At 35.7% G+C, this 22,043-nt stretch carries 25 protein-coding genes and 1 other RNA gene; 4 read left to right on the plus strand and 22 right to left on the minus strand.

The features are described 5' to 3' along the window. Nucleotides 1-71: 71 nt before the first annotated feature. From dtd to IGI43_RS05975, 7 genes are all read right to left on the minus strand, one after another. On the minus strand, nt 72-518 hold the full coding sequence (gene dtd, locus IGI43_RS05945; protein WP_438756906.1) for a D-aminoacyl-tRNA deacylase: 447 nt from the start codon (nt 516-518) through the stop codon (nt 72-74). A gap of 12 nt (nt 519-530) precedes the next feature. Then, a complete protein-coding gene (locus IGI43_RS05950; protein ID WP_438756907.1) occupies nt 531-2,744 on the minus strand; it encodes a RelA/SpoT family protein in 2,214 nt (737 codons plus the stop codon). 191 nt (nt 2,745-2,935) lie between these two features. Continuing rightward, on the minus strand, nt 2,936-3,583 hold the full coding sequence (locus tag IGI43_RS05955; RefSeq protein ID WP_438756908.1) for a deoxyribose-phosphate aldolase: 648 nt from the start codon (nt 3,581-3,583) through the stop codon (nt 2,936-2,938). Between the two features lie 17 nt (nt 3,584-3,600). Then, entirely contained in the window at nt 3,601-4,350 is a 750-nt protein-coding gene (locus IGI43_RS05960; protein WP_438756909.1) for a 16S rRNA (uracil(1498)-N(3))-methyltransferase, read from the minus strand. 1 nt (nt 4,351) lies between these two features. After that, nucleotides 4,352-5,299 (minus strand): 50S ribosomal protein L11 methyltransferase, encoded by a 948-nt coding sequence (prmA, locus tag IGI43_RS05965; RefSeq protein ID WP_438756910.1) that lies wholly within the window; start codon nt 5,297-5,299, stop codon nt 4,352-4,354. A 13-nt stretch (nt 5,300-5,312) separates the two neighbouring features. Continuing rightward, complete coding sequence (locus tag IGI43_RS05970) at nt 5,313-5,798, minus strand: DUF3013 family protein (RefSeq protein WP_438756911.1); 486 nt, start codon at nt 5,796-5,798, stop codon at nt 5,313-5,315. Further along, the gene (locus IGI43_RS05975; RefSeq protein WP_438756912.1) at nt 5,795-6,433 is read right to left on the minus strand and encodes a DNA-3-methyladenine glycosylase; all 639 of its coding nucleotides are present in this window, start codon (nt 6,431-6,433) and stop codon (nt 5,795-5,797) included. The genes IGI43_RS05970 and IGI43_RS05975 overlap by 4 nt, the downstream gene beginning before the upstream one ends. Nucleotides 6,434-6,725: 292 nt before the next feature. On the opposite strand from IGI43_RS05975, the gene IGI43_RS05980 reads away from it, so the two are divergent. The 4 genes from IGI43_RS05980 (at nt 6,726) to IGI43_RS05995 (ending at nt 9,192) form a co-directional block, all read left to right on the plus strand. After that, complete coding sequence (locus IGI43_RS05980; protein ID WP_438756913.1) at nt 6,726-8,018, plus strand: replication-associated recombination protein A; 1,293 nt, start codon at nt 6,726-6,728, stop codon at nt 8,016-8,018. A gap of 58 nt (nt 8,019-8,076) precedes the next feature. Beyond that, nucleotides 8,077-8,270: non-coding RNA, 6S RNA (gene ssrS, locus IGI43_RS05985), on the plus strand. A 68-nt stretch (nt 8,271-8,338) separates the two neighbouring features. Continuing rightward, nucleotides 8,339-8,617 (plus strand): hypothetical protein, encoded by a 279-nt coding sequence (locus tag IGI43_RS05990; RefSeq protein ID WP_438756914.1) that lies wholly within the window; start codon nt 8,339-8,341, stop codon nt 8,615-8,617. Nucleotides 8,618-8,715: 98 nt separating this feature from the next. Further along, nucleotides 8,716-9,192 (plus strand): universal stress protein, encoded by a 477-nt coding sequence (locus tag IGI43_RS05995; protein WP_438756915.1) that lies wholly within the window; start codon nt 8,716-8,718, stop codon nt 9,190-9,192. A 59-nt stretch (nt 9,193-9,251) separates the two neighbouring features. Here IGI43_RS05995 and IGI43_RS06000 read toward each other — a convergent pair whose 3' ends face one another. From IGI43_RS06000 to IGI43_RS06070, 15 genes are all read right to left on the minus strand, one after another. Further along, complete coding sequence (locus IGI43_RS06000) at nt 9,252-10,439, minus strand: acetate kinase (RefSeq protein ID WP_438756916.1); 1,188 nt, start codon at nt 10,437-10,439, stop codon at nt 9,252-9,254. Nucleotides 10,440-10,464: 25 nt separating this feature from the next. After that, nucleotides 10,465-11,472, minus strand: a complete 1,008-nt coding sequence (locus IGI43_RS06005; RefSeq protein ID WP_438758819.1) for a class I SAM-dependent methyltransferase — start codon at nt 11,470-11,472, stop codon at nt 10,465-10,467. Nucleotides 11,473-11,726: 254 nt separating this feature from the next. Beyond that, nucleotides 11,727-12,065: a competence type IV pilus minor pilin ComGG gene (gene comGG, locus IGI43_RS06010; RefSeq protein ID WP_438756917.1), complete on the minus strand. Its 339-nt coding sequence runs from the start codon at nt 12,063-12,065 to the stop codon at nt 11,727-11,729. Next, a complete protein-coding gene (gene comGF / locus IGI43_RS06015; RefSeq protein WP_438758820.1) occupies nt 12,058-12,525 on the minus strand; it encodes a competence type IV pilus minor pilin ComGF in 468 nt (155 codons plus the stop codon). The genes comGG and comGF overlap by 8 nt, the downstream gene beginning before the upstream one ends. Then, nucleotides 12,497-12,829, minus strand: a complete 333-nt coding sequence (gene comGE, locus IGI43_RS06020) for a competence type IV pilus minor pilin ComGE (protein WP_438756918.1) — start codon at nt 12,827-12,829, stop codon at nt 12,497-12,499. Before comGE ends, comGF begins: the two co-directional genes overlap by 29 nt. Further along, entirely contained in the window at nt 12,795-13,241 is a 447-nt protein-coding gene (gene comGD, locus IGI43_RS06025) for a competence type IV pilus minor pilin ComGD (RefSeq protein ID WP_438756919.1), read from the minus strand. The genes comGE and comGD overlap by 35 nt, the downstream gene beginning before the upstream one ends. A 5-nt stretch (nt 13,242-13,246) precedes the next feature. Next, nucleotides 13,247-13,519 carry a competence type IV pilus major pilin ComGC gene (gene comGC, locus IGI43_RS06030; RefSeq protein ID WP_438758821.1) on the minus strand — a complete coding sequence of 91 codons (273 nt, stop codon included), beginning with the start codon at nt 13,517-13,519 and terminating at the stop codon, nt 13,247-13,249. Nucleotides 13,520-13,524: 5 nt separating this feature from the next. Then, complete coding sequence (gene comGB, locus IGI43_RS06035) at nt 13,525-14,571, minus strand: competence type IV pilus assembly protein ComGB (RefSeq protein WP_438756920.1); 1,047 nt, start codon at nt 14,569-14,571, stop codon at nt 13,525-13,527. Next, nucleotides 14,525-15,487 carry a competence type IV pilus ATPase ComGA gene (gene comGA / locus IGI43_RS06040; RefSeq protein WP_438756921.1) on the minus strand — a complete coding sequence of 321 codons (963 nt, stop codon included), beginning with the start codon at nt 15,485-15,487 and terminating at the stop codon, nt 14,525-14,527. The genes comGB and comGA overlap by 47 nt, the downstream gene beginning before the upstream one ends. A gap of 505 nt (nt 15,488-15,992) precedes the next feature. Continuing rightward, a complete protein-coding gene (locus IGI43_RS06045; RefSeq protein WP_438756922.1) occupies nt 15,993-17,324 on the minus strand; it encodes an APC family permease in 1,332 nt (443 codons plus the stop codon). A 276-nt stretch (nt 17,325-17,600) separates the two neighbouring features. Next, nucleotides 17,601-18,290 (minus strand): L-ribulose-5-phosphate 4-epimerase, encoded by a 690-nt coding sequence (locus IGI43_RS06050; RefSeq protein ID WP_438758822.1) that lies wholly within the window; start codon nt 18,288-18,290, stop codon nt 17,601-17,603. A 16-nt stretch (nt 18,291-18,306) separates the two neighbouring features. After that, nucleotides 18,307-19,167, minus strand: coding sequence for an L-ribulose-5-phosphate 3-epimerase (locus IGI43_RS06055; RefSeq protein WP_438756923.1), 861 nt, complete (start codon nt 19,165-19,167; stop codon nt 18,307-18,309). Between the two features lie 5 nt (nt 19,168-19,172). Beyond that, nucleotides 19,173-19,811 carry a 3-keto-L-gulonate-6-phosphate decarboxylase UlaD gene (locus tag IGI43_RS06060; RefSeq protein WP_438756924.1) on the minus strand — a complete coding sequence of 213 codons (639 nt, stop codon included), beginning with the start codon at nt 19,809-19,811 and terminating at the stop codon, nt 19,173-19,175. Nucleotides 19,812-19,986: 175 nt separating this feature from the next. Next, entirely contained in the window at nt 19,987-20,286 is a 300-nt protein-coding gene (locus IGI43_RS06065) for a PTS sugar transporter subunit IIB (protein WP_010764215.1), read from the minus strand. A 265-nt stretch (nt 20,287-20,551) separates the two neighbouring features. Then, on the minus strand, nt 20,552-22,030 hold the full coding sequence (locus IGI43_RS06070; RefSeq protein WP_438756925.1) for a PTS ascorbate transporter subunit IIC: 1,479 nt from the start codon (nt 22,028-22,030) through the stop codon (nt 20,552-20,554). Between the last annotated feature and the right edge of the window lie 13 nt (nt 22,031-22,043).

The following is a 22,043-nucleotide window of genomic DNA, read 5'->3' on the forward strand; positions in this document are numbered from 1 at the left end:
TAACCTTTTCTAAAAACTTATCAAAAAACATTATCCCTGCTGCATTGCGTTGCAAGAATAATGTTTATCGATTATTTATCTTTTGTATCAATAATGATCGTCACCGGCCCATCATTAATGAGTGAAACTGCCATATCAGCGCCAAATTCTCCCGTTTCTACTAAAATGCCCAGTCCCTTAAGCTGTTTATTGAACAGCTCATACAAAGGAATCGCAACTTCTGGTCGAGCAGCTTCTGTAAAGCTAGGACGGTTGCCCTTTTTAGTGTCTGCATATAATGTAAATTGAGAAACGCTCAAAATACTACCTTTTGCCTCTTCAATACTTAGATTCATTTTACCAGCATTATCTTCAAACACACGAAGCTTGCTGATTTTGCGGACCAAATAAGTGACATCGTCTAGATTATCTGATTCATGAATCCCCAGTAAAATCATGAATCCTCGATTTATTTTCCCAACACTTTTTTGATTGATCTTAACTTCAGCTTGTGTCACTCGCTGGATGACTGCTCTCATAGCTTATCCCTCCTAACCATTGGTTCGACGAACATTATATACATCTGGTATATTTTTGATTTTATCGACAATTGTTTTTAAATGTGCTAAATTTTGGATTTTAACGGTCACATGGATCATCGCCATTTTATTTTTTGTTGGTTTTGCTTCCACACTCACTAGATTCTTGGTCATTGAGCTAATAACCTGCAAGATATCATTCAATAATCCACTACGATTATAACCATAAATTTCTAAATCGGCATCATATTCTTTATTTGAATTGTCGGTATCTTCCCATTCAACTTCAATCAGTCGTTGAGCAAGTTCTTCTTGATGCTGAACATTTGGACAATCTGCTCTGTGGATCGAAACACCACGTCCTTTTGTAATATAGCCGACAATTTTGTCTCCTGGTACTGGATTACAGCAGCGGCTAATGCGAACAAGTAGGTTTTCAACACCTTGAATCACGATTCCACCTTCATGGCGAACCTTCATTTTATCAGATTCTTTTTTGACAGGTTGCGTCATCAATTCCTCTGCTTCTTGCTTTTGGCGTTCTATTTCTTGTTCTTTGCGTTCTTTTTCAGTTAAACGATTAAAGACTACTTGGGCACTAATTTCTCCATAGCCAACAGCAGCATAAAGATCATCTTCTGTTTGAAAATTAAAACGATCCAACGCTTCTGCCATTTTTGTTTTACTCAAAAATTCTTTTGGAGCAAAACCATGTTCGATCAAGTATTTACTAATGGCGTCATGTCCTTTAATAATATTAACTTCACGGTCTTGAATTTTAAAGAAGCGTTTAATTTTATTTCTTGCCTTACTTGTGGCAACCATTTTCAGCCAGTCTCGACTTGGACCAAAGGAATTTGGCGATGTCAATACCTCAATAATATCACCATTTTTTAGTGTATAATCTAACTGAACCATTTTCCCATTCACTTTAGCACCAGTTGTTTTATTCCCGATTTCAGTATGCACACTATACGCAAAATCTAATGGACCAGAACCTTTAGGCAATTCTGTAACTTCGCCTGTGGGGGTGAAAACATAAACCTTATCGCTGAAAATATCCCCTTTGACACTTTCCATAAATTCAGAAGCATCATAGCTTTCATCTTGCAGTTCAAGAATTTCACGGAACCAGCTTAGTTGTTTTGTATCATTATCTTCATCGACTTTTTCAGTCTTACCTTCTTTATAAGCCCAGTGAGCTGCAACCCCGAATTCAGCGATTTGATGCATTTCATGCGTTCTGATCTGCACTTCTACTGGATTACCTTTTGGCCCGATAACTGTAGTATGAATAGATTGGTACATATTGGCTTTTGGCATCGCAATATAGTCTTTGAAACGTCCTGGCATCGGTGTCCATTTTGTGTGGATCGCCCCTAAGACAGCATAACAATCTTTGATTGAATCTACGATCACACGAATCGCCAGTAAATCATAAATTTCATTGAATTGTTTTTTCTGGTCTTTCATTTTGCGATAGATTGAGTATATATGTTTGGGACGACCATAGATTTCAGCATAAATATCTAAATCTTCTGTAGCCAAACGAATATCTTCCACCGCTTCTTCAACGTAAGCCTCTCGCTCATCTCGTTTGCTTTGCATCAGATTAACAATTCGATAATATTGATTGGGATTGATGTAGCGTAATGCCGTATCTTCTAGCTCCCATTTAATTCGACTGATCCCTAAACGATGAGCAAGCGGTGCATAAATTTCAATCGTTTCTTGTGCGATTCGGCGCTGCTTATCTTCACGCAGATGCTTCAATGTACGCATGTTATGTAGACGGTCAGCCAACTTCACCATGATTACACGTAAATCTTGTGCCATTGCCAATAACATTTTACGGTGATTTTCAGCTAATTGTTCTTCATGAGATTTGTATTTTATTTTCCCAAGTTTCGTCACGCCATCAACCAACATCGCAACATCTGCGCCAAATTCATTTGATAGATCGTCAAGTGTTACATCCGTATCTTCTACTACGTCGTGCAGAAATCCTGTTGCAACAGTATGTGGGTCCATCCGTAATTCTGCTAAAATCCCCGCAACTTGAATTGGATGAATAAAATAAGGCTCACCAGATTTTCTGAATTGACCTTCATGTGCCTTTTCAGCATAGTCGCACGCTTTTTGAACAAATGCAACATGTTGTGGTGTCATATATTTCGATACAAGTTTGATGACCCCTGGACCAGTCATAATTTCCTCTTTTGGCATTCTTGTCACTCCTTTGTCCCTGTGTCAAACATTCTCTAACATTTATGTCTGAACGATTTATGTACATAAAAACGCAAAATAGTCAATGCGTTACGCTCTTTAAAAAAAAAGAAAAGTACCACTTGAAACAGTAGCACTTTCAGCATCTTTTATTATACTAACATTTTTCTAGATTTTCAATTACTCAAATCTTAATTCCATTTTGAAATCAGAGGTAAAATCTCCCGACCGTTACTGATCCCTATATATGACGCACCTGCCTGGAAAAGAAGTTCAATTTCAAGTAACGTTGGTGCTTTGACATTTACTTGAAATGTCATTTGTTTTTTTCTGACAGTTCTAAAAATACTCATATCATAAATCGCTTGCTCCATCGTCAAATCAACGCCTAGAGAAATAGCACTAATACTTGTCTCTGCAATTTTCATTGTTAAGCCTTGCTTTTGATCATTCGTTAAATGGCTACTATCTAAGAAAAAACCTAGAGCATTTCGCCCAAATGACAGCTGTTCTAACGCTTGATAACTATGATTCTCATAACTTTTCAACTGCTCTGGCACCATAGTCACAAATACATCCGATGCCCCATCTCGATATAACTGCCCTGTTTCAAATGCTTTTTTTGCTAACGTTCCACCACTTAGCGGAAAATCAACGAAACTGCCTACTTGAATCATCGTCCCTGTTAATAATTGTTTTGCTCTTGGTACATTATATGGTAAAACAAAAATTGAACGAACTGGAAATTCTTTCAAAAAAAGGATTTCCTCTGTGAACTGTTGATCTGTAAGTGATTGATCCATTACCATAATGGAAAGCCTTTGTAACTCTAACTCCATAAATAACCCCCTAAACCTTACACTAATTCAAATTGATAACTGATAGCACTTAATACATACATTGGCGCCGTTTCAGCACGTAAAATACGTGGACCCAAGCCACAAATAATAGCGCTATGTTCCTGAAATGTTTCTATTTCAGCTGGTGAAAAGCCACCTTCTGGACCAAAAATAATCAAGACTGATTCCCCAATAGATAATTCAGAAAGTGCTGTAGCAAAGCGACTGCGCTCCCCAATTTTTGCAGACTCTTCGTAAGCAATCAAGACTTTGTCATAACTTGAAAAAACATCGATCAGCTCTTGTTCTTTCTCTAATAATACAATATCCGGTGCAAACTGCCGATGAGATTGCTCTGCCGCTTCGGTTGCGATTTTCTTCAAACGCTCCGTTTTTTTTGCTAACTTTTTATGGTCCCACTTTACAACAGATGCTTTAGCCGGAAATCCAATAAATTTATGACTGCCAAGTTCCGTTCCTTTTTGTACCACCCACTCCAGCTTGTCTCCTTTAGGATAACCGCAAGCAATCGTAACATTGACGGGTAATTCTTTTTCTGCTTGTTCTTTACTAATTTCTTTTAAATAAACAGCATCCTCTGTGATTTCGGTGATTTCAGCAACAATAGCCAAGCGGTCCCCAAACGCTAAGTAAACTTGCTGCTCTGGCTCCATTCTCATCACTCGAACGATATGATGATAATTTTCATCTTTGATCGTATAGCGTTCTTTTGCTTCATAAGGTTCAGTCAGAAAGTAACGTTGCATCTTACTCTTCCTCTGTTTTCTTTAAGATAATTGCGTACCAATCCCCTTGTTGGAAAATTTGATCCACAAGAAAACCCATTTCAGTCATTTTCTCAATGATCATGGCTTTTTTCTCCTGTATGATACCTGAAACAATCAACGTTCCTTCATTTTTCAGTAAACGCCAAGCATCTTCGATCATCAATGTAATGATATCCGCTAAAATATTTGCCACGATCACATCTGCTTCAATAGTTACTCCTTTTAGCAAATCATTTGCAGAAACATGAACTTCACTTGCGATCGGATTCATATCCATATTTTCTTTGGCAGCGGTCACCGCTACATCGTCCAAGTCATAGGCATAAACTTCTTTTGCCCCTAAATATTTACTAGCGATACTCAACACACCAGAACCAGTCCCAACATCAAGAAGCGTTTCGCCTCCTCGCAATACGGTTTCCAAAGCTTGTAATGTCAAACGTGTTGTAGGATGCGTTCCTGTACCAAATGCCATTCCCGGATCTAACGTTATGATTTTTTCAACTGTATCTTGTGGTTCGTATTTTTCCCAACTTGGTACAATTGTAAGAAAACGAGTCACGCGAACTGGATGATAATATTTTTTCCATGCAGTTGCCCAATCACTTTCTGCCACTTCACTCACATTCACTTCATTTTTACCGATTGACAGTCCAAATTCCGGCAAGCGAGTGATACTTTCTTTGATAAAGGGTAAAATTTCAGGTAAAAAAGTTGTTTCAGGAAAATACGCCATTACCAACGCACCTTCTTTAATATGCGTAAATTGCTCTTTATCCAGTAATTCTCCATAAATATCACTTTGAAAATTTTCTACGTCTAAAGAATCCTCGATTGCAACACCACTTGCTCCAGCTTCCATCATAATGTTTGAGATTGCTTCAACTGCTTCACTTGCTGTTTCAACTTTGACTTCTGTCCACTTCATATTATCACCTCTTTTAATAGCTTGGATACGCGATATAGGTATCGCCAGCTGTTTTTTGATGCTTTTGTACTGCTACTTCAAAGTCTTCATTCGACCATTTCAGTTCAAAAACTTCTTGCTCGTCGTCCGTTAAAAAGTCTAATAAATCACTTTGACCTTCTGCTAACACTTCGTTTAAATATTCGACAAACCCATCTAATACCGATTGTTTGATTCCTTTTTTTCCTTCATAAGGAATAACAGCTAAATAATCATTTTCATCCACAGGAGATTTCTCAGGATTATAAAATAAAACGCCGTCTTCAAATTCAATGATCTCCTCTTCAGAGATCGTCCCCGTAGCATCATCGATTTGTTCGTTCAGCTTATTTTCTGCAAATAAACGGAAAATTACTTCGATGGAATGATTTCTGGTATTCCAGTCAAGTGCTACATCGTATTCTGTGATCTTTTTAGTGATTTGTTGATCTAAATAGGTCAACATAGTATCTTTTTTCATCTATTTTCTTCCTTCCAGCCAAAAGCCTGTTTATCGATATCACTTCTTCTTTGCTTGGAAATGTAGGGATTCCCTGAAACCACATATCTTAAAGGTAAATCCGTCCAGATGCCTTTATTTGGGATGCCAATTCGAGGAAGTGCAATGATTTTCTTTGGTATTTTTCTTTTTTCCGGAACAATTCGCAATGAACTATTAAAAATCGATTGACCGTATAAATCTCGCTTGATTCCAAGAGCTGCAACAAGTTTCCCTGGACCATTAGTCAAATCAAGTCCATTGCGTCCTTTGCGATTTTCTTCCATTTTTGCGATTCCTTTAATAGGTTCGACAGCCCGAATCATGACCCCTTGTGGTTTCCCTTTTTCTTGCGTTACCATATTTAAAATCAAGTGCGTGTGCATTGTATATAAATAAATCGTACCTGGCTTTTCATACATTGCTTTTAAACGCGGCGTATCTCTCAATCCAAAACTATGAGCCGCTTCATCCTCCGGTCCTAGATATGCTTCTGTATCGACAATATATCCTGCGAGTGTACCAGATTCAGTCTCATGCTCTAAATACATCCCTAATAAAAACTGAGCAATTTCTTCAGTTGACTGTGTATTAAAAAAATTTATCGTATCATCCATTATTTTCACCACTTTCTATCATACACGAATCTAGGCCTATTATCCATTGAAATAACAAACGATTCGCAAGATAAATTCATATTTTCTTCCTACTCTAATAGACTAAACAAGCTTAAATACAAACGTACGTTCTTTGTGGTATAATCACTCTATAAAGAATTTTTTAGCTGGCTTTGAAAGCTTGCCTTTCGGAAAAAAGATAAAATTGGCTTGCGGCTTAAAACGCCACTCTCCTATTTTTCTGTCAAGGCTAAACGAGCTCGCTACGCTTTTATATTAAGGAGGTTCAACGATGCAAAAACCTTTAGCCTATCGTATGCGACCACGTAATTTAGATGAAGTCGTTGGACAACAGCATCTTGTTGGTCCTGGGAAAATCATTCGTCGGATGGTGGAAGCCAAGATGCTTTCTTCCATGATCTTATATGGTCCGCCTGGTACTGGTAAAACAAGTATTGCCAGCGCAATTGCTGGTTCGACGAATTATGCTTTTCGCTTACTGAATGCAGCAACGGATACAAAAAAAGATCTGCAAATTGTCGCAGAAGAAGCTAAAATGAGTGGTACAGTGATTTTATTATTAGATGAAGTTCATCGCTTGGATAAAACAAAACAAGATTTCCTGCTTCCTCATCTTGAGAGCGGTCGGATCATTATGATTGGAGCAACCACTGAGAATCCCTATATTACGATTAATCCAGCCATCAGAAGTCGAACACAAATTTTTGAAGTCAAGCCATTAACTGAATTAGATATTCAAGAAGCGATTAAAGTAGCTTTGTCTGATTCACAGCGCGGATTAGGAGAATTCCCAGTAATTTTAGAAGAAAAAGCACTACAGCATCTATCTCGAGCAACAAATGGTGACTTGCGCAGTGCTTTGAATGGACTAGAATTGGCTGTAAAATCAACTCCCGAGGATAAGGAAAAAGAAGTTGTGATCACTCTTTCAATCATCGAAGAATGTGTACAGCGTAAAGCACTTACTCATGATAAAAATGGTGACGCCCATTATGATGTGATTTCAGCCTTTCAAAAATCAATCCGTGGTAGTGATGTTGATGCAGCACTTCATTATCTTGCACGGTTAGTTGAAGCAGGTGACCTACCAATCATTTGCCGTCGTTTAATGGTGATCGCTTATGAAGATATTGGCTTAGGAAATCCGCCAGCTGCTGCTCGCACAGTAACAGCTATTCAAGCAGCTGAAAAACTTGGTTTTCCTGAAGCTCGTATTCCACTGGCTAGTGTGGTCATTGACCTCTGTCTGTCACCAAAATCCAATTCTGCCATCAGTGCAATTGATGCTGCACTCTCTGACATCCGTGAAGGAAAGGCTGGAGATGTTCCTGATCATTTGCGTGATAGTCATTATTCCGGTGCTAAAGAATTGAACCGTGGAATTGGTTACCAATATCCTCATAATTATGAAAATGCTTGGGTCGATCAGCAGTATCTTCCTGATAAAATAAAAAATGCACATTATTATGAACCCATCGATACAGGCAAATATGAACAAGCCTTACATCAACAATTCCAACGAATCAAAGACTGGAAAAAGGAAAAAACACTAGATAATAAATAACTTCCAATTTCAAGCGCTCTCGTTGCTGTTTGCGCTATGTTGTGCTATTATAAAGATGGTAAATCTGTGATGTACGCGTTGTCTTTTTTGTGTGTTGACCGAACATTTTATTGATATCTAGGGATCCTTCTGGTACCTAAGCTGGTAACATGCCTTTTCATTTGGTAGTTCAAAGCTGTCAGTCGTGGAACCCACCTGCTTTGTTTGCGGGTTCAATACTATAGGACGAATAACGGCATCGACGGATTTTACCATTTTTTTTAGATTATCGAACAATTTGCGGAGAGCAAATTGTTTTTTATTTGATGGAGGGGCAATGCATGGTACGCATACTTATTTTTGCATCTGTTGCGTTATTAGTGATTATTGGGATTTATTTATTAAAAAAAGCAACTGTTTTTTTGCCATTGATGCACAATGGGGAACCTGATGAAAATAAACAATTTTTGCATCAGTTTGGTGTTTTCTATTTAATCTTAGCTGCAATTGGAATTTTAGTTGGTATGTTTAATTTAAAGTTTTTTTCGTTGTTCTATATTTTTAGTTTACTTGTGATTTCAGCTGTATTCAGTATAATGTTTGCCAAGAAGATTCTATAATAGTATCTTCTTTTTTATTTTCCTTTTTCACTGTTTTGTTCTACAATTAAACTATTAAGAACAATGTGTTTTCAACTATTTGAAAAGGAGTGGTCACAATGTTACAAAATTATCGTAAAATCATGGTTGCTGTTGATGGATCATCTGAATCAGAATTAGCTTTTCAAAAAGCAATGAATGTTGCTATGAGAAATAATGCAGAATTACTATTAGCTCATGTTATTGATACACGAGCATTCCAATCCGTTTCTTCTTTTGATGGTGTACTAGCTGAGCAAGCAAGTGAAATGGCAAAACAAACACTCGAAGGTTACAAAAAACAAGCAAAAGAACTCGGCTGTGAAAAAGTATCCAGTATTATTGAATATGGTTCTCCAAAACCATTGATTGCAAAACAGCTGCCTCAAGATCACGAAGTTGATTTGATCATGTTAGGTGCAACAGGGCTGAACGCTGTTGAACGATTGTTTATTGGTTCTGTTTCAGAATATGTTATTCGCAATGCAACATCTGATGTATTAGTGGTGAGAACTGATTTAGACAATAAAATTCCTGTTCAACAAGACGAAGAATAATTTTTGAATAAATTTAAGAAGCAACCCGATTTTATCGAGTTGCTTCTTTTTTGTGATTATTATTTTCTTAAACGTTCAACATCGCGTGCAATCATTAATTCTTCATCTGTCGGAATCAACAATACTTTAACCTTAGAGTCTTCTGTAGAAATTACTGACTCTTTTCCACGAACATTATTTTTCTCATCATCTAGCTCACAACCAAACCAAGTCATACCTTTGATTACTTCGCTACGAACGTGTGAATCATTTTCGCCGATTCCAGCAGTAAAGACAATTGCATCTACACCGTTTAAAACAGTTACGTAACTACCAATGTATTTACGGATACGATCTGTAAAGATATCGTACGCTACTTGAACAGCTTCTTTATCCATGTTTGCTTCTAAATCACGCATGTCACTAGAAATGCCAGTCAAACCAAGTAACCCTGATTTTTTATTTAAAATATCAATCATGTCTTTGATATCAGTCAATTCAAGTTTTTCCATTAGGTAAGCGAGTAAAGAAGGATCAATATCTCCAGAACGAGTTCCCATTGTTACACCTGCAAGCGGTGTGAATCCCATTGATGTATCAACAGATTTACCACCATCAACTGCTGTGATTGAAGCGCCATTTCCCAAATGACAAGTAATGATTTTTAATTCTTCAATTGGACGACCCAACATTTCAGCTGCACGTTCTGCAACAAATTTATGGCTTGTTCCGTGTGCACCATATTTACGGGCAGCAAATTTTTCATAATACTCTGTTGGAATACTGTATAAGAAATTGTGTTTTGGCATTGTTGTATGGAAAGACGTATCAAACACAGCAACACTAATAATACCTGGTAAGATTTTTTTGAATGCTTTGATTCCCATTGCATTTGCTGGATTGTGTAATGGTGCAAGTTCTGCTAATTTTTCGATTTTTGCTAAAACTTCATCGTCAATTACAACAGAATCTTTGAAGTCTTCTCCACCTGCAACAACACGATGACCAACACCTGTAATTTCATCAAAAGAAGCTAAGATGTTCAATTCAGTTAATTTGTCTAATAACATTTTAACCGCAACATCATGGTTATCAATATCGATGATTTCTTCATATTTCTCGTCATTGCCAAATTTGATTGTAAAAATCGAATCATTCAAGCCAATTCGTTCAACGATTCCTTTAGCGATAACTTCTTCATTTGGCATTTGATATAACTGCCATTTTAAACTTGAACTTCCAGCATTGATTGCAATTGTTTTAGACATAATATTCTCCTCTTTATCAGTTGTTTTATTTTAAATTTGAAGACTTCCAAGCCTCAAATTGTTGAAAAAATTGTGTTACTTTTTCAGGATCTTTCAATGAACCTAATTTTGCAACAAGTACTTCTTTTACTTGTTTGCTATGATCACCTTTATTTTGCACAAACAAAATACTTTTACTTGATTGAACTGATTTGAAAAGCTCGTCGGGTAATTGGATCATTCCTTGTAGATAGACATTCTTTTGTAACCAATTTTTGAAAAACGAACTTTGTTCGGTCTCTAAAATATTAGTAGGTATCAAAAACAATCCAAATCCATCAGGTTTAACAAACTTCATTGCTTGTTCCATCAATAAGTGATGGGCATAACTATGACCTTCTTCTGCTGCTGAATCAAAATCTATTGCCTTTTCATCATTTGGATAATAACCAATCGGTAAATCACTAACTGCTACATCGACAGGATCAACGAGTAAGTCCTGTAACCCATCTTGATGGAATAGTTGAATCGCAGCCTTCGTCCACTCATTATTAGTTGCTGAAACAGAAAGTAAGGTATCATCGATATCTACACCAAACCCTTGAACTGTATATTTCGCTATGTTTAAATTTAGAATGATCGTCAAAAGAAGATTTCCCATACCATTTGCAATATCTAATATCTTTAGTGATTGCTCCGGGCTATAAAGTTGCTCGATCAAATAAACAAACAAGAAACCGATACTATCTGGCGTTAGTTGATGATTTGCTTGTAAAGACTCGACTTTATTCCCTTTAAGTAAAATCAACTGAGACAAACGCCTGATCTCTTCTGGTTCCAATTCGATTGCTTGCAGTTGTTCATAAATAGCTTTAAGTTTTTGAACAGTTTGTTCATTTGGAACACCATCTTGTACCCGTACTTGATAAGTATCGATGATATTCTCACCATTTTCAATATAAGCATCTAAGAAAGAAGTATCTAAAGATCGTTTAAGCAATCCGATGGCCTGTTCCATTAATCCGAAAGCCTTTTCTATTTTCTCAGGGAACAAAAGAAACACCTCAATTTCCTTCTATAATATAACAATTTTCATACCTGTTCTATTTTAACGAAAAACCAGACAATAATCAATCAATTTCCTATATAATATTTACAAATCAATGAACGACCCTTATTTCAGAAAAATAATAAAATGAGAATAATGAATTTTCATTTTAAAATTCCTCTCTGTATCAGTTTTTCTATTATTAGTTTGATACACATTTCACAGTTTTTTTGACCTTTAATTCAATGACTTCATCTATTTTATTTTCCCCCTTCTTTATCTTGTTGATATGCTTCTTGAAATGTATAGGTCATTTGGTTTAATTCAACGACAATACTAAGTGTTACTTGATCATAACGATACTTTAACGTACCTGTCGAAAAATTTTGATATCCTTGTTTTGCAAGCGATTGTTTTTCCTGTCGAACATCAGAAATAAACATACTTACCATCGTTTTGGCGATATAATACTCCTTGGTCTTTTTTGTAAATCGTTGTGTCAACTGAAAATCTTCCAAAACTAGTGTAAAAATGAAACTAAATAAAAAGACAAACAGTAAAGCAGTAAATAAAACGCCCCCTTTGTATCTTTTAGTCATGTTCGTGCTCCTGTGTAATGATCCATTTTGCCACAACATTCAAGTTATTTTCGAAGGCTACTTTTATTATGATCGTTTTATCTTGCTCCATAAAAGCTGCTTGTTTAACTCCAATTAAAAGTGGCTGATAACCGCCATTGTCTACTTTTACGAGTTTGTCTAATTTGTGCTCAATCCAAACTGGCTTATTATTTTTTTTATTTCTAAGAATGATTTTATTTGGTTGCGTTCTCTCGTAATGACAATTTTTCAGCTCATTTTCTAATTGGATCAAAAATATTTGCCATTCTTTTTCCCCTACATTATTCAAATGATTTGTCACGATCGCCGCATTTTTAATCGAAGCTGAAAAAAGCATGCAGATAATCGATAATAGTAATAACGCAAGCAAACATTCGAGCAAGGTGAAGCCTAAGAATCGATTTTGTCTCTTACTCTTTTTTAATTGTGACTTTCTCATCTCCACCGATAATCTCCACCTCAGCTAACTTATTTTCAGATTTATAAAAATGAAGTTGATAGCTATTATTTTCTATCTGTACCTCTTTAATCTGCGGACCACCATGATTTTCATAACGTTTCATTTCTTCATATAAAATTCTATGAAGCTGTAATTGATTGGTTGCTTGTTTATTTTTTTTTAATAAATGTGTATTTAATACGATATAACTTCCCGTTACTAAACATAGTAGACCTAACGCAATCAGACTTTCGAGTAAAATATACCCTCTAGGATTGCTTGATTTTTTTAATATAGCGACCACTCCCTAGTTGAAATTGGAATTCGATCAATTGTTTTTTATCTTTCCATAAAAAAGAAAACTTTGATAGTTTGCTAATATTTCCAGAACCTTTTTTGAATGTAAGTTTATCAGATCCACTTATTTCTAAAGATGCTGGAATCTCTAGTATTTCGTCTTCTACTATTTGTTCATTTTTGGGAATCAAAAAGTTGATGTGTTGGTTTTTCTCCAAAAATATGATCTGTGTATCAACTGCATTTACAACAGCCATTTGCTGAGTAAAAACCATTTTCTTTTCAAAAGAAGATAAAAACTGATCCACTTCTACTACCTGTCTCCATTTATTTATAGCAAGCGTTGGAAGTAGCATAAAAAGGGTACAAACCAGAAATACGACAAGGATCTCTATTAAAGTAAAACCTTTCATATTCATAATTATTACTTACTCGACTGATACTTGTTATATTGTTCTTGTGTAATATACTCTTCTTTTAGCAGTTGCTCCAGGGTAGGTGTTTGATTTTTTTCCATAGTGTAAAGATCGATCTGTGTTTCTACTATTTTGACAATGGCCTCATTGCCTTTTTTATCTACACCTTCTTTATGCTTAGAAAGATTTGGCACAAACAATAAGATCAACACTGAAATGATCAATAAAACGACGAGCATTTCTAATAAGGTAAATCCTTTATAATTTATTTGTTTTTTTATCTCTTTCATAAAAATTCCTCCATTCCACCATAAATCGGCAACAGCATCGCTGCATAAATACTAACTACTAATAATGCGACAACTAAAAATATAATTGGCTGAATCCATTGAATCATTTTTTCCATTCGCTTAAAGAAATGCTGCCAACAAAGTTCGCTATACAAAATCAACTCTTTTCCTAAATTCCCTTTAACTTGCCCCTGTTGAATAATCAAAGATAACTCAGGTGAAAAGAAAGTGAATTTGGGTAATTGTTCATAAAACGTATCCCCTAACATTGATTGCTCTTCGATTTTTGCAGCTAATTCACTCATTAAAGATTGCTGATCTGTCTCTTGCATCAATTGAATGATCATTTTAATTTCTAGCCCTTGAGAAAATAACTTACCCCACTCAAGTGCAAAGAAAGCTGAAATGTATACTCTGTAAAGTTTTCCTATCAATGGTAGCTTAGATATAAATACAGCTCTTTGTAAGTAAGCTTTTTTACTCAAATACCAACGTATAAAAAGAAGCATAATTATTACACTCAACAAACAGGTCAGTATGTAGTATGGACTTTGCTTAATAAATTGAATTCCTATATTCTCTCCTTGAACCGTTCCATTTGACATTAATTGAGGAAGCAATACTTGACGAATACTGATCAAAACAACGGTTAAAAAAAGGAGCAGTAATACAGGATAACTGATAACCTTATAGAAATTTTGTTGATGTTTCTCAACAATTATCATATGTTGTTTGATTTTGTTCAGTGTTCCTGCTATATCTCCATGTGTTTGAGCAAATTCAATTTGGGTAACAATTGTCGTCTTAAATCCAATATGCACCAAACCACTGTGTAACGAATCCCCACGTTCCATAAATTCAATCAAATAGTCGATTGTATAATTTGAAATCGAATGAGATTTCTTCATGAATAGCAAGCTTTCATGAATCGTAAAACCATTACTTAATAAATCTGCAAGTAATTGAATGAACAATTGTTGTTGTTGATTGGATAATTTATTCCTTTTTTTCATCCTCAAATGTTTGATCATTGATAAATCCATACGCCCAAACCTTCCTTAATTCTTTTGACCACTTAGAAGTCCTTTTTCTTGAAAAATCATAGTCCATAAGTAATCCACTAATCTGTTCTTGATTAGCAGTCTTAAAGGGTAATAATCTTTGATAAATAATCCCTGCTAAACATTCAACGATTTCTCTTTGCTCTACACCCAATTCAGCTAGCCGTTCATATACTCCGCCAATACTTCTCGCGTGAATCGTAGCAAATACTGTATGCCCTGTAAGTGCTGCTCTGATTGCAGCTTGCGCAGTAAGACTATCACGAATTTCTCCGATAATCAGAATATCCGGCCTATGTCGTAAGCAGGCTTTAATTAGCACATCATAAGTCAAATCGATTTTAGTATTTGTTTGCAGTTGCAAAAATGATTCCTCTTCGATCTCAACAGGATCTTCTATTGTGATCACTTGTTGAAATTGATCTGTCTCTTTTGCTAACTTATACATCAACGTAGTTTTCCCTGATCCAACAGGACCACAAAACAAATGTAACCCACGGCGTTTGACGTGGCTTCTAACACTTGTTAATTGTTGTGGCAAAAAATAGTTCTCTTGGCTGTTTCCAAAAATATGCAAAAAGCGAATGACTAAACTCTCTCTTTGCCTAAAATCACCAACTGTTGATAAACGTAACCGAATGTCCTGCTGATTGGTTGGATAAGTTGCAGCTCCAACCTGTGACTTTCTTCTTTCACCGACATCCATACTACCGATAAATTTAAAATGAAAAATTAATTTTTCCCCCTCATTTTCATTCAATTCTTCAAAAATAATTCGCTGTTTTCCTTTTCTCGCAAATATCTGTACCCTATTCTTATTAGGTAGTACATATATATCCTGTAAACTTTCCTTTATTCCCCATTCGATTAATCTCAGAGAAAGTTCTTTTATATCCATCTTTTTCCCTCCTTAAAATAATATACGCAGTTAAATACAAAGTCGGTGAAAAAAAAGAATCTAGGATATAACTCTGCAAGTTATATCCTAGACTTAATGAATCCAGATAAACGGTTGGCGTTAAACGCTTCTGTCTCAACCTCTTTACTGACTAAAAAATATTTATATATTACTTCTCTTATCCTTATTTAAAACAAAATAAAGCTATAAGTGTCAAAAATCAACACTTACAGCTTTATCAAGAGTTCTGATGCACTATCTTCCCCAAAATAGTTTATCGTTTTGATATATCTATTATACTAAAAAATTGACCAGAATAACTTTCAGAAATTATCAATTTTATTAAAATTTTTGAGAAAAAGGAACTCTTGCTTAAAAGGGTTAAGCAAGAGCACTGCTTTATCTAACGACAAAGACTTAGATCAATCTAATTATACCAAATAAATCGGGAAGATATTCTCAATAACTTAGTGTAAAGTGATAAATTTTTGACAATAAATGCTAATCATTTGATTTTTGATGCTTCTACTTTTTGATTTATCAGATAGACAGGGATACCAATCAAGGTTATGCCAATCCCAACACTAGCTAAAATTGTCTGTGTAAACAACGTAGTAATCAAAATAAACAAACCACCAACAATTGCAATGATCGGAACTATAGGATAAAAAGGAACTTTATAAGGACGATTCAACGCCGGTTCTTTTTTTCTTAGAATCAATACTGCAGAAAAAATCAATAAATTAAAAAGCCACATAACGAAAATCAACATATCTGTCAATAAATCAAAGCTTCCCAAAAACATCATGATTACTGCAACACTAAATTGAAAAATTCCTGCAATATAAGGGACAACATAACGTTTTGACAGTTTTTGAAATTGTTGACTAAAAGGAATCATTTCTTCCAATGCTAATGCATAAGGCACACGAATTCCTGTCATCGTGTAACCATTCAACGCACCATATACTGAAATCAGAATTCCAATAGTGACTAACTTACCGCCAATAGGACCAAAAATTTTATTTGAAGCATCTGAAGCAGCATTTAAATTTCCAGAAAGTTGTTCAATCGGTAATGCTTTTAAGAAAACAAAATTAATTAAAACGTAAACAATTGTAATAAATGTCAATCCTAAAAAAATGGCTTTGGGTAAATCTTTTTCTGGCCGTTTCATTTCACCTGCTACAGCCCCAACACCCAGCCAACCATCATACGCAAACATCGTTGCAAGTAAAGAACCGCTAAGTGCTTGGATAAAACCAGCATCTCCACCAGCCTTTATAGGAAATAGCGATACTTCAACATTTGCTGGCATAAATAATCCTACCAACACAATTAAAGCAATTGGGATCATTTTAATAATTAATGTGAATGATTGCAAATTCGAAGCTGTTTTGGTTCCTAATAAATTGATTAGCGTTACACTTAACCCCGTTCCGATTGCTATCGGCAAAAGAAATCCATTAGATAAATGAAATAAGTGAATAAATTGTGTACCGAAAATAATTGATAAAGCCGCAATATTAGCTGGAAAATAAATCACGCTTTGAGCCCAACCAAGTAAAAAACCTGGTAATTTTCCATAAGTATATTCAATATATTTGACAGCTCCTCCTGTTTTTGGAATAGCTGTAGCTAACTCAGCACTCGTCAAACCAGCGCATAAAGTTAAAATACCACCTAATATCCAAGCAAAGATCGTTAAACTGGGCGATTTGGCAAAACTTACCACACTTGCAGTTTTAAAAAAAACGCCCGCACCAATAACTGTACCCATAACTGTTGAAAAAGCACCAAATAAAGAAATTTCACGTTTTAACTGTTTCTCCCCCATATGCATTCCCTCTCTCTTTTTTAAGTTATTTTTCTAGTATAGCTATTCTGAATTTAAATTCAAGCACTTCACAAATAAAAAAGCAAAAAAAGCTAGAACATAACTCTACGAGTTATACCCTAGCCTTAATTAATCCGAATAAACGACGAGATTTTAAGCGGATCATTCGAAAATAAATTGAAATTTACAACAATTTGAATAGTAATTTTCGTAAATCCCCTCTTATTTCTTGGAGTTAAACACTTTTGTCCCAACCTCAATCTAAACGAACGTATTTTACTTTTCTTTTTGTCCATAATAAGCATTTGCACCATGTTTTCTAAAATAATGCTTATCTAGGAGATACTGAGGAATGGGGAGAACTTCATGATTTACGGCTTCCGTCATAGAAGCCATCTCAGCGATCTCATCTAAAACAATACTGTTTTCTACAGCTTTTTTTGGCGTTTCCCCCCATGTAAACGGACCATGGCCATACACCAATACTCCAGGAACAGCTAAGGGATCAATTATTTTTTCTTTAAATGTTTCTACGATCACCTTCCCTGTTCCAAGTTCATAAGCTGATGCAACTTCCTCAGATGTTAATTGACGAGTACAAGGAACAACACCGTAAAACGTATCCGCATGAGTAGTGCCGTATGCAGGTATTCCTCGACCTGCTTGCGCCCACATCACTGCATTTTTTGAATGTGTATGTACTACTGAATTAATTTCGTTAAACGCTTTATATAATTCAACGTGAGTTGCCAAATCAGAAGATGGTTTCAATCCGTCTTCTAGTATTTTTCCATCTAAATCAGTTACCACCATATCACAAATCTTCATCTGATCATAAGGAACTCCGCTAGGTTTAATTACAATCAAACCAGCTTCACGATTGATTTCACTAACATTTCCCCAAGTAAGCTTGACTAATCCCGCATCAGGTAAAGCCAAGTTTGCAGCAAAAACTCGGTCTTTCATTTCTTGAATCAGGTCTTTATTTATCAAGATATCCAACCTCCTTTAAATATGGAAATAGAAACTCTTTTGCCTGTTCGATTTCCTTTTCAGGCGTGTCACTAGTTTCACTCCACATCTCAATTAGAAAGGGACCATTATAATGCAATCGTTTCAATGTTTTAAGACAACCTAAAAAATCGACACAGCCTGTACCAAATGGAACTTCTTTAAATTTTCCGGCAAACTGCTCCGTTACAGCCAGAGTATCTTTCAAATGAACAGCGGAAATCTGGTCGATCCCAAGTTCTAATTCATAGCCAACATCATTTTCTGGCCACGCAGATAAATTACCTAAGTCAGGATATACTTGTAGATATGGTGAACGAATCTGTTCTTTTATTTTTAAAAACTTAGAAATAGAATTCATAAATGGATCATCCATGATTTCTATGGATAACACAATCTCTTTTGAAGCTGCCATTGCAACAGCTTTTTTTAAATTTTCGATAAAATATTCTCTTGATGTCAACGTTTTAACTTCATAATAAACATCATAACCAGCTAATTGAATGGTACGGATACCTAAGTCAGAGGCTAAATTTATAGCTTTTTCCATTAAAATCAACGCAGCTGTTCTTGTCTTTAGCTCTTTAGAGCCAAAAGGAAAGCGTCGATGTCCGCTTAAACAAATCGATAATATCGATACATTCGTTTCATGTATTGATTCTCTCACTGCCTTACGCTCTTCGTTTGTCCAATCTAATCTTTTAAGACGCTCATCCGTTTCGTCGATCGACATTTCAATAAAATCAAATCCCAATTTTTTTGCGAGCAAAAGTCGCTCTTTCCAGCTCATATTTTTAGGAAGCGCCTTTTCATAGATGCCTATTGAAGTCATCAACTTCACCCCCAAATCCGTTTTATTTCATCTTGAAAATCTTGTGCAGCTTTTTTAGGATCGGCAGAAGCTGTAATACCTCGGCCTGTAATAAATGTATATACATTAAGATCCTTGAATAGTTTTAACGTTTCAACATCCAATCCGCCAGTGACTGAAACCCTAAAACCCATTTCAATCAATTTTCTTACCTTTTCTAAATCTTTTTCACCCCATGTTTCACCTGCCAAAAGTGCATCTCGACTTTGATGATAAATAGCTTGAGAAATTCCCGCATCCAGCCATTTTTCAGCTTGTCCATATGTCCAATCTCCATATAATTCAACTTGAACTTCTTCGACTTCTTTCGCTGCTGCTTCCATAGTAGGAATCGTTGCACAACAAATGACCGTCATCCAATCCGCTCCAGCATCACGACAATTTTTTGCAACCGTCCCGCCAGCATCAGCACATTTTGTATCTGCAACTACTTTTTTATCTGGATATAATGCGCGAATACAGCGAACCGCTTCCGCTCCTGCTTGCAAACAAAGAATCGTTCCTACTTCTACAATATCTACAATTTCTCCAACTTGAACCACATCCTTGATTGCACTAGGCAAATCTGAATGATCTAAAGCTACCTGTAAATTTGGTCTACTCATTTCTCTCTCTCCTTGGTTGGTTTGTAATGATTTCGATTGATAAGGTTTGGATAGAAGCGTTAAACTGTGAAGACGTTACTTTTGCTCCCACCATCTATTTGGATTCCTTATAGCCAGGACATAGCTCGTAGAGTTATGTCCTAGCCTCATTGACCTGTTATTTACCTTACTTTGACTATTTGAATTTGGCCGCTAGCTCTGTCTCTTGCACGCGCTCACTGATTTCTTTAGCAGACATAACATTTTTTACCCCAACAACTGTGATGCCTTTTTTCTTAGCATCATCAAACATATTTAGAAAATTCATTGGACAAAATACAACATCATATTGTCCTGCCGTACTTTTTCCTTCTGAAATTGCACAATGGTGAATATTGGTAATGTTAAAGCCCAGTTCTTTCAGTGCTTTTTCCACACTTTTTTTCATCATTAAACTTGTTCCTGATCCATTTGCACACGATACTAATACTCTCATTTTAATTTCCTCCTAAATTTGAAAGCGTAGTAAGCTAATTTAGGCTCGTAGAAAAATAAGGACATACGATTGTGACTTTTTTTGTCATATACATAGTTCATCTTTTTTCCTAGAGACTAGCCTACGTAGCTAGATAATCGTAAAAGCTAAACGAGTTCGTCCAGCCTTGACTGGAAAATAGGAAAACATATTTGAGACGCTCTTTGTCTCTTTTATGTTTTATCTTTTTCCCGAAAAATTAATTCTTGAAGCTAGGTATTAATTGTTACGCACTCTTTGTCGCCATCTTTTTTACGTATTCATCATAATCATCAACAATCAAGAAATACCCTTCTGGATTTGCTCGATATTGTAATTGCGGAATTGCCAGCAATAAAACTACGACTAAAGCAACCCCGAAATAGCCTAAATATTTCATTAGGATAGTCATCACAGGCCAAACGGTTGCCCAATCAAACATACCGATATAACCACCGTATTGTGATAATCCGATGAAAGCTGCTATTAAAGCAGATCCTACAACTTGGATCACACCTGAAATAAAAGGGAATATACAAGCCGCTTTAAACCCTCCACGATTATTTGCATAAACAGCAATTACTGCATTATCAAAGAACAACGGAATAAATCCTGCAATCACGATCACAGGTGATTTAAACAAAATCAATAATCCAATCGTTATAAATTGACCTAAAGCACCAAATAAGAAGCCAATTGTCACGGCGTTGGGTGAACCAAAACCAAATGTTGCTGCAACATCGATCCCAGGAACGGCACCGGGCAACAACGTATTAGATATTCCTTGGAACGACTCTGTCAACTCAGAAACAAAGGTTCGTACACCTAATTGCAAAATAGCGAGACAAACGGCAAAATATAATGCTGTTTGCAAAATATAGAAAAAGAAACTTTGTCCTTCCACCATGAATCCTGCCTCAATTAAATACGCAGGTCCCAATACAACTAAAATAATGCCAAAGAAAAAGAGCATCAAGATTGACGTTGCAACCATGTTCTCATTGAAAATCGATAAAAAACCAGGTAATTGGACATCTTCCAGTTTGCGATTATTTTTATCTTTTTTAATTTTCTCTGCTAATCGAGCGAAGATATAAACCCCAAACATCTGCTGATGAGCAATTGCAAAACCTGCCCCTTCAGTTAAATCTTGTGTAATATCGACCGTTAGATTCGATCCAACTGCCCAATAGCAACCTAGAATAAGACCCATAATCAATAATATTTGAATTTGCCCTAAATCAGGAAAACAAAATAACAAAATCCAAAACGCTGTTGCCGCCTGTTGAATTTGAACATTTCCTGTTGTAAAAACCGCTCGTAATTTTGTATATTTTTTGAAACGTACCAATAAAATATTCATGACAAACGCAATCAATAATAAAATCATGGTATCACTAAATGTTCGTCCGAAAGTTTCTTCGATTCCTGCAGTTACAGCATTTTGACCAAAATAAGGATCAATGACCATCGCATCTAAATTAAAGCGTTCTTTTAAGCCAACTAGAATCGGTCTAAAATTATTGACTAAGCCGCCTGAACCAACAGTCAAAATCAAGTAACCGACCGTTGCTTTTAAAAAACCAGCAATACTTTCATATAATGGTTTCTTTAATAAAACATAGCCCAATAAAACAATAAATCCGATTAAAAATGCTGGCTGAGTTAAAATATTTGCAGCAAAATAATCCCATATCCCCATCAGAAAATTCAATACTTGTGTCATTTACTCCCCTTCT

It is taken from the genome of Enterococcus sp. AZ126 (genome assembly GCF_051714545.1).
In the GTDB taxonomy this organism is placed as follows: Bacteria; Bacillota; Bacilli; order Lactobacillales; family Enterococcaceae; genus Enterococcus_L.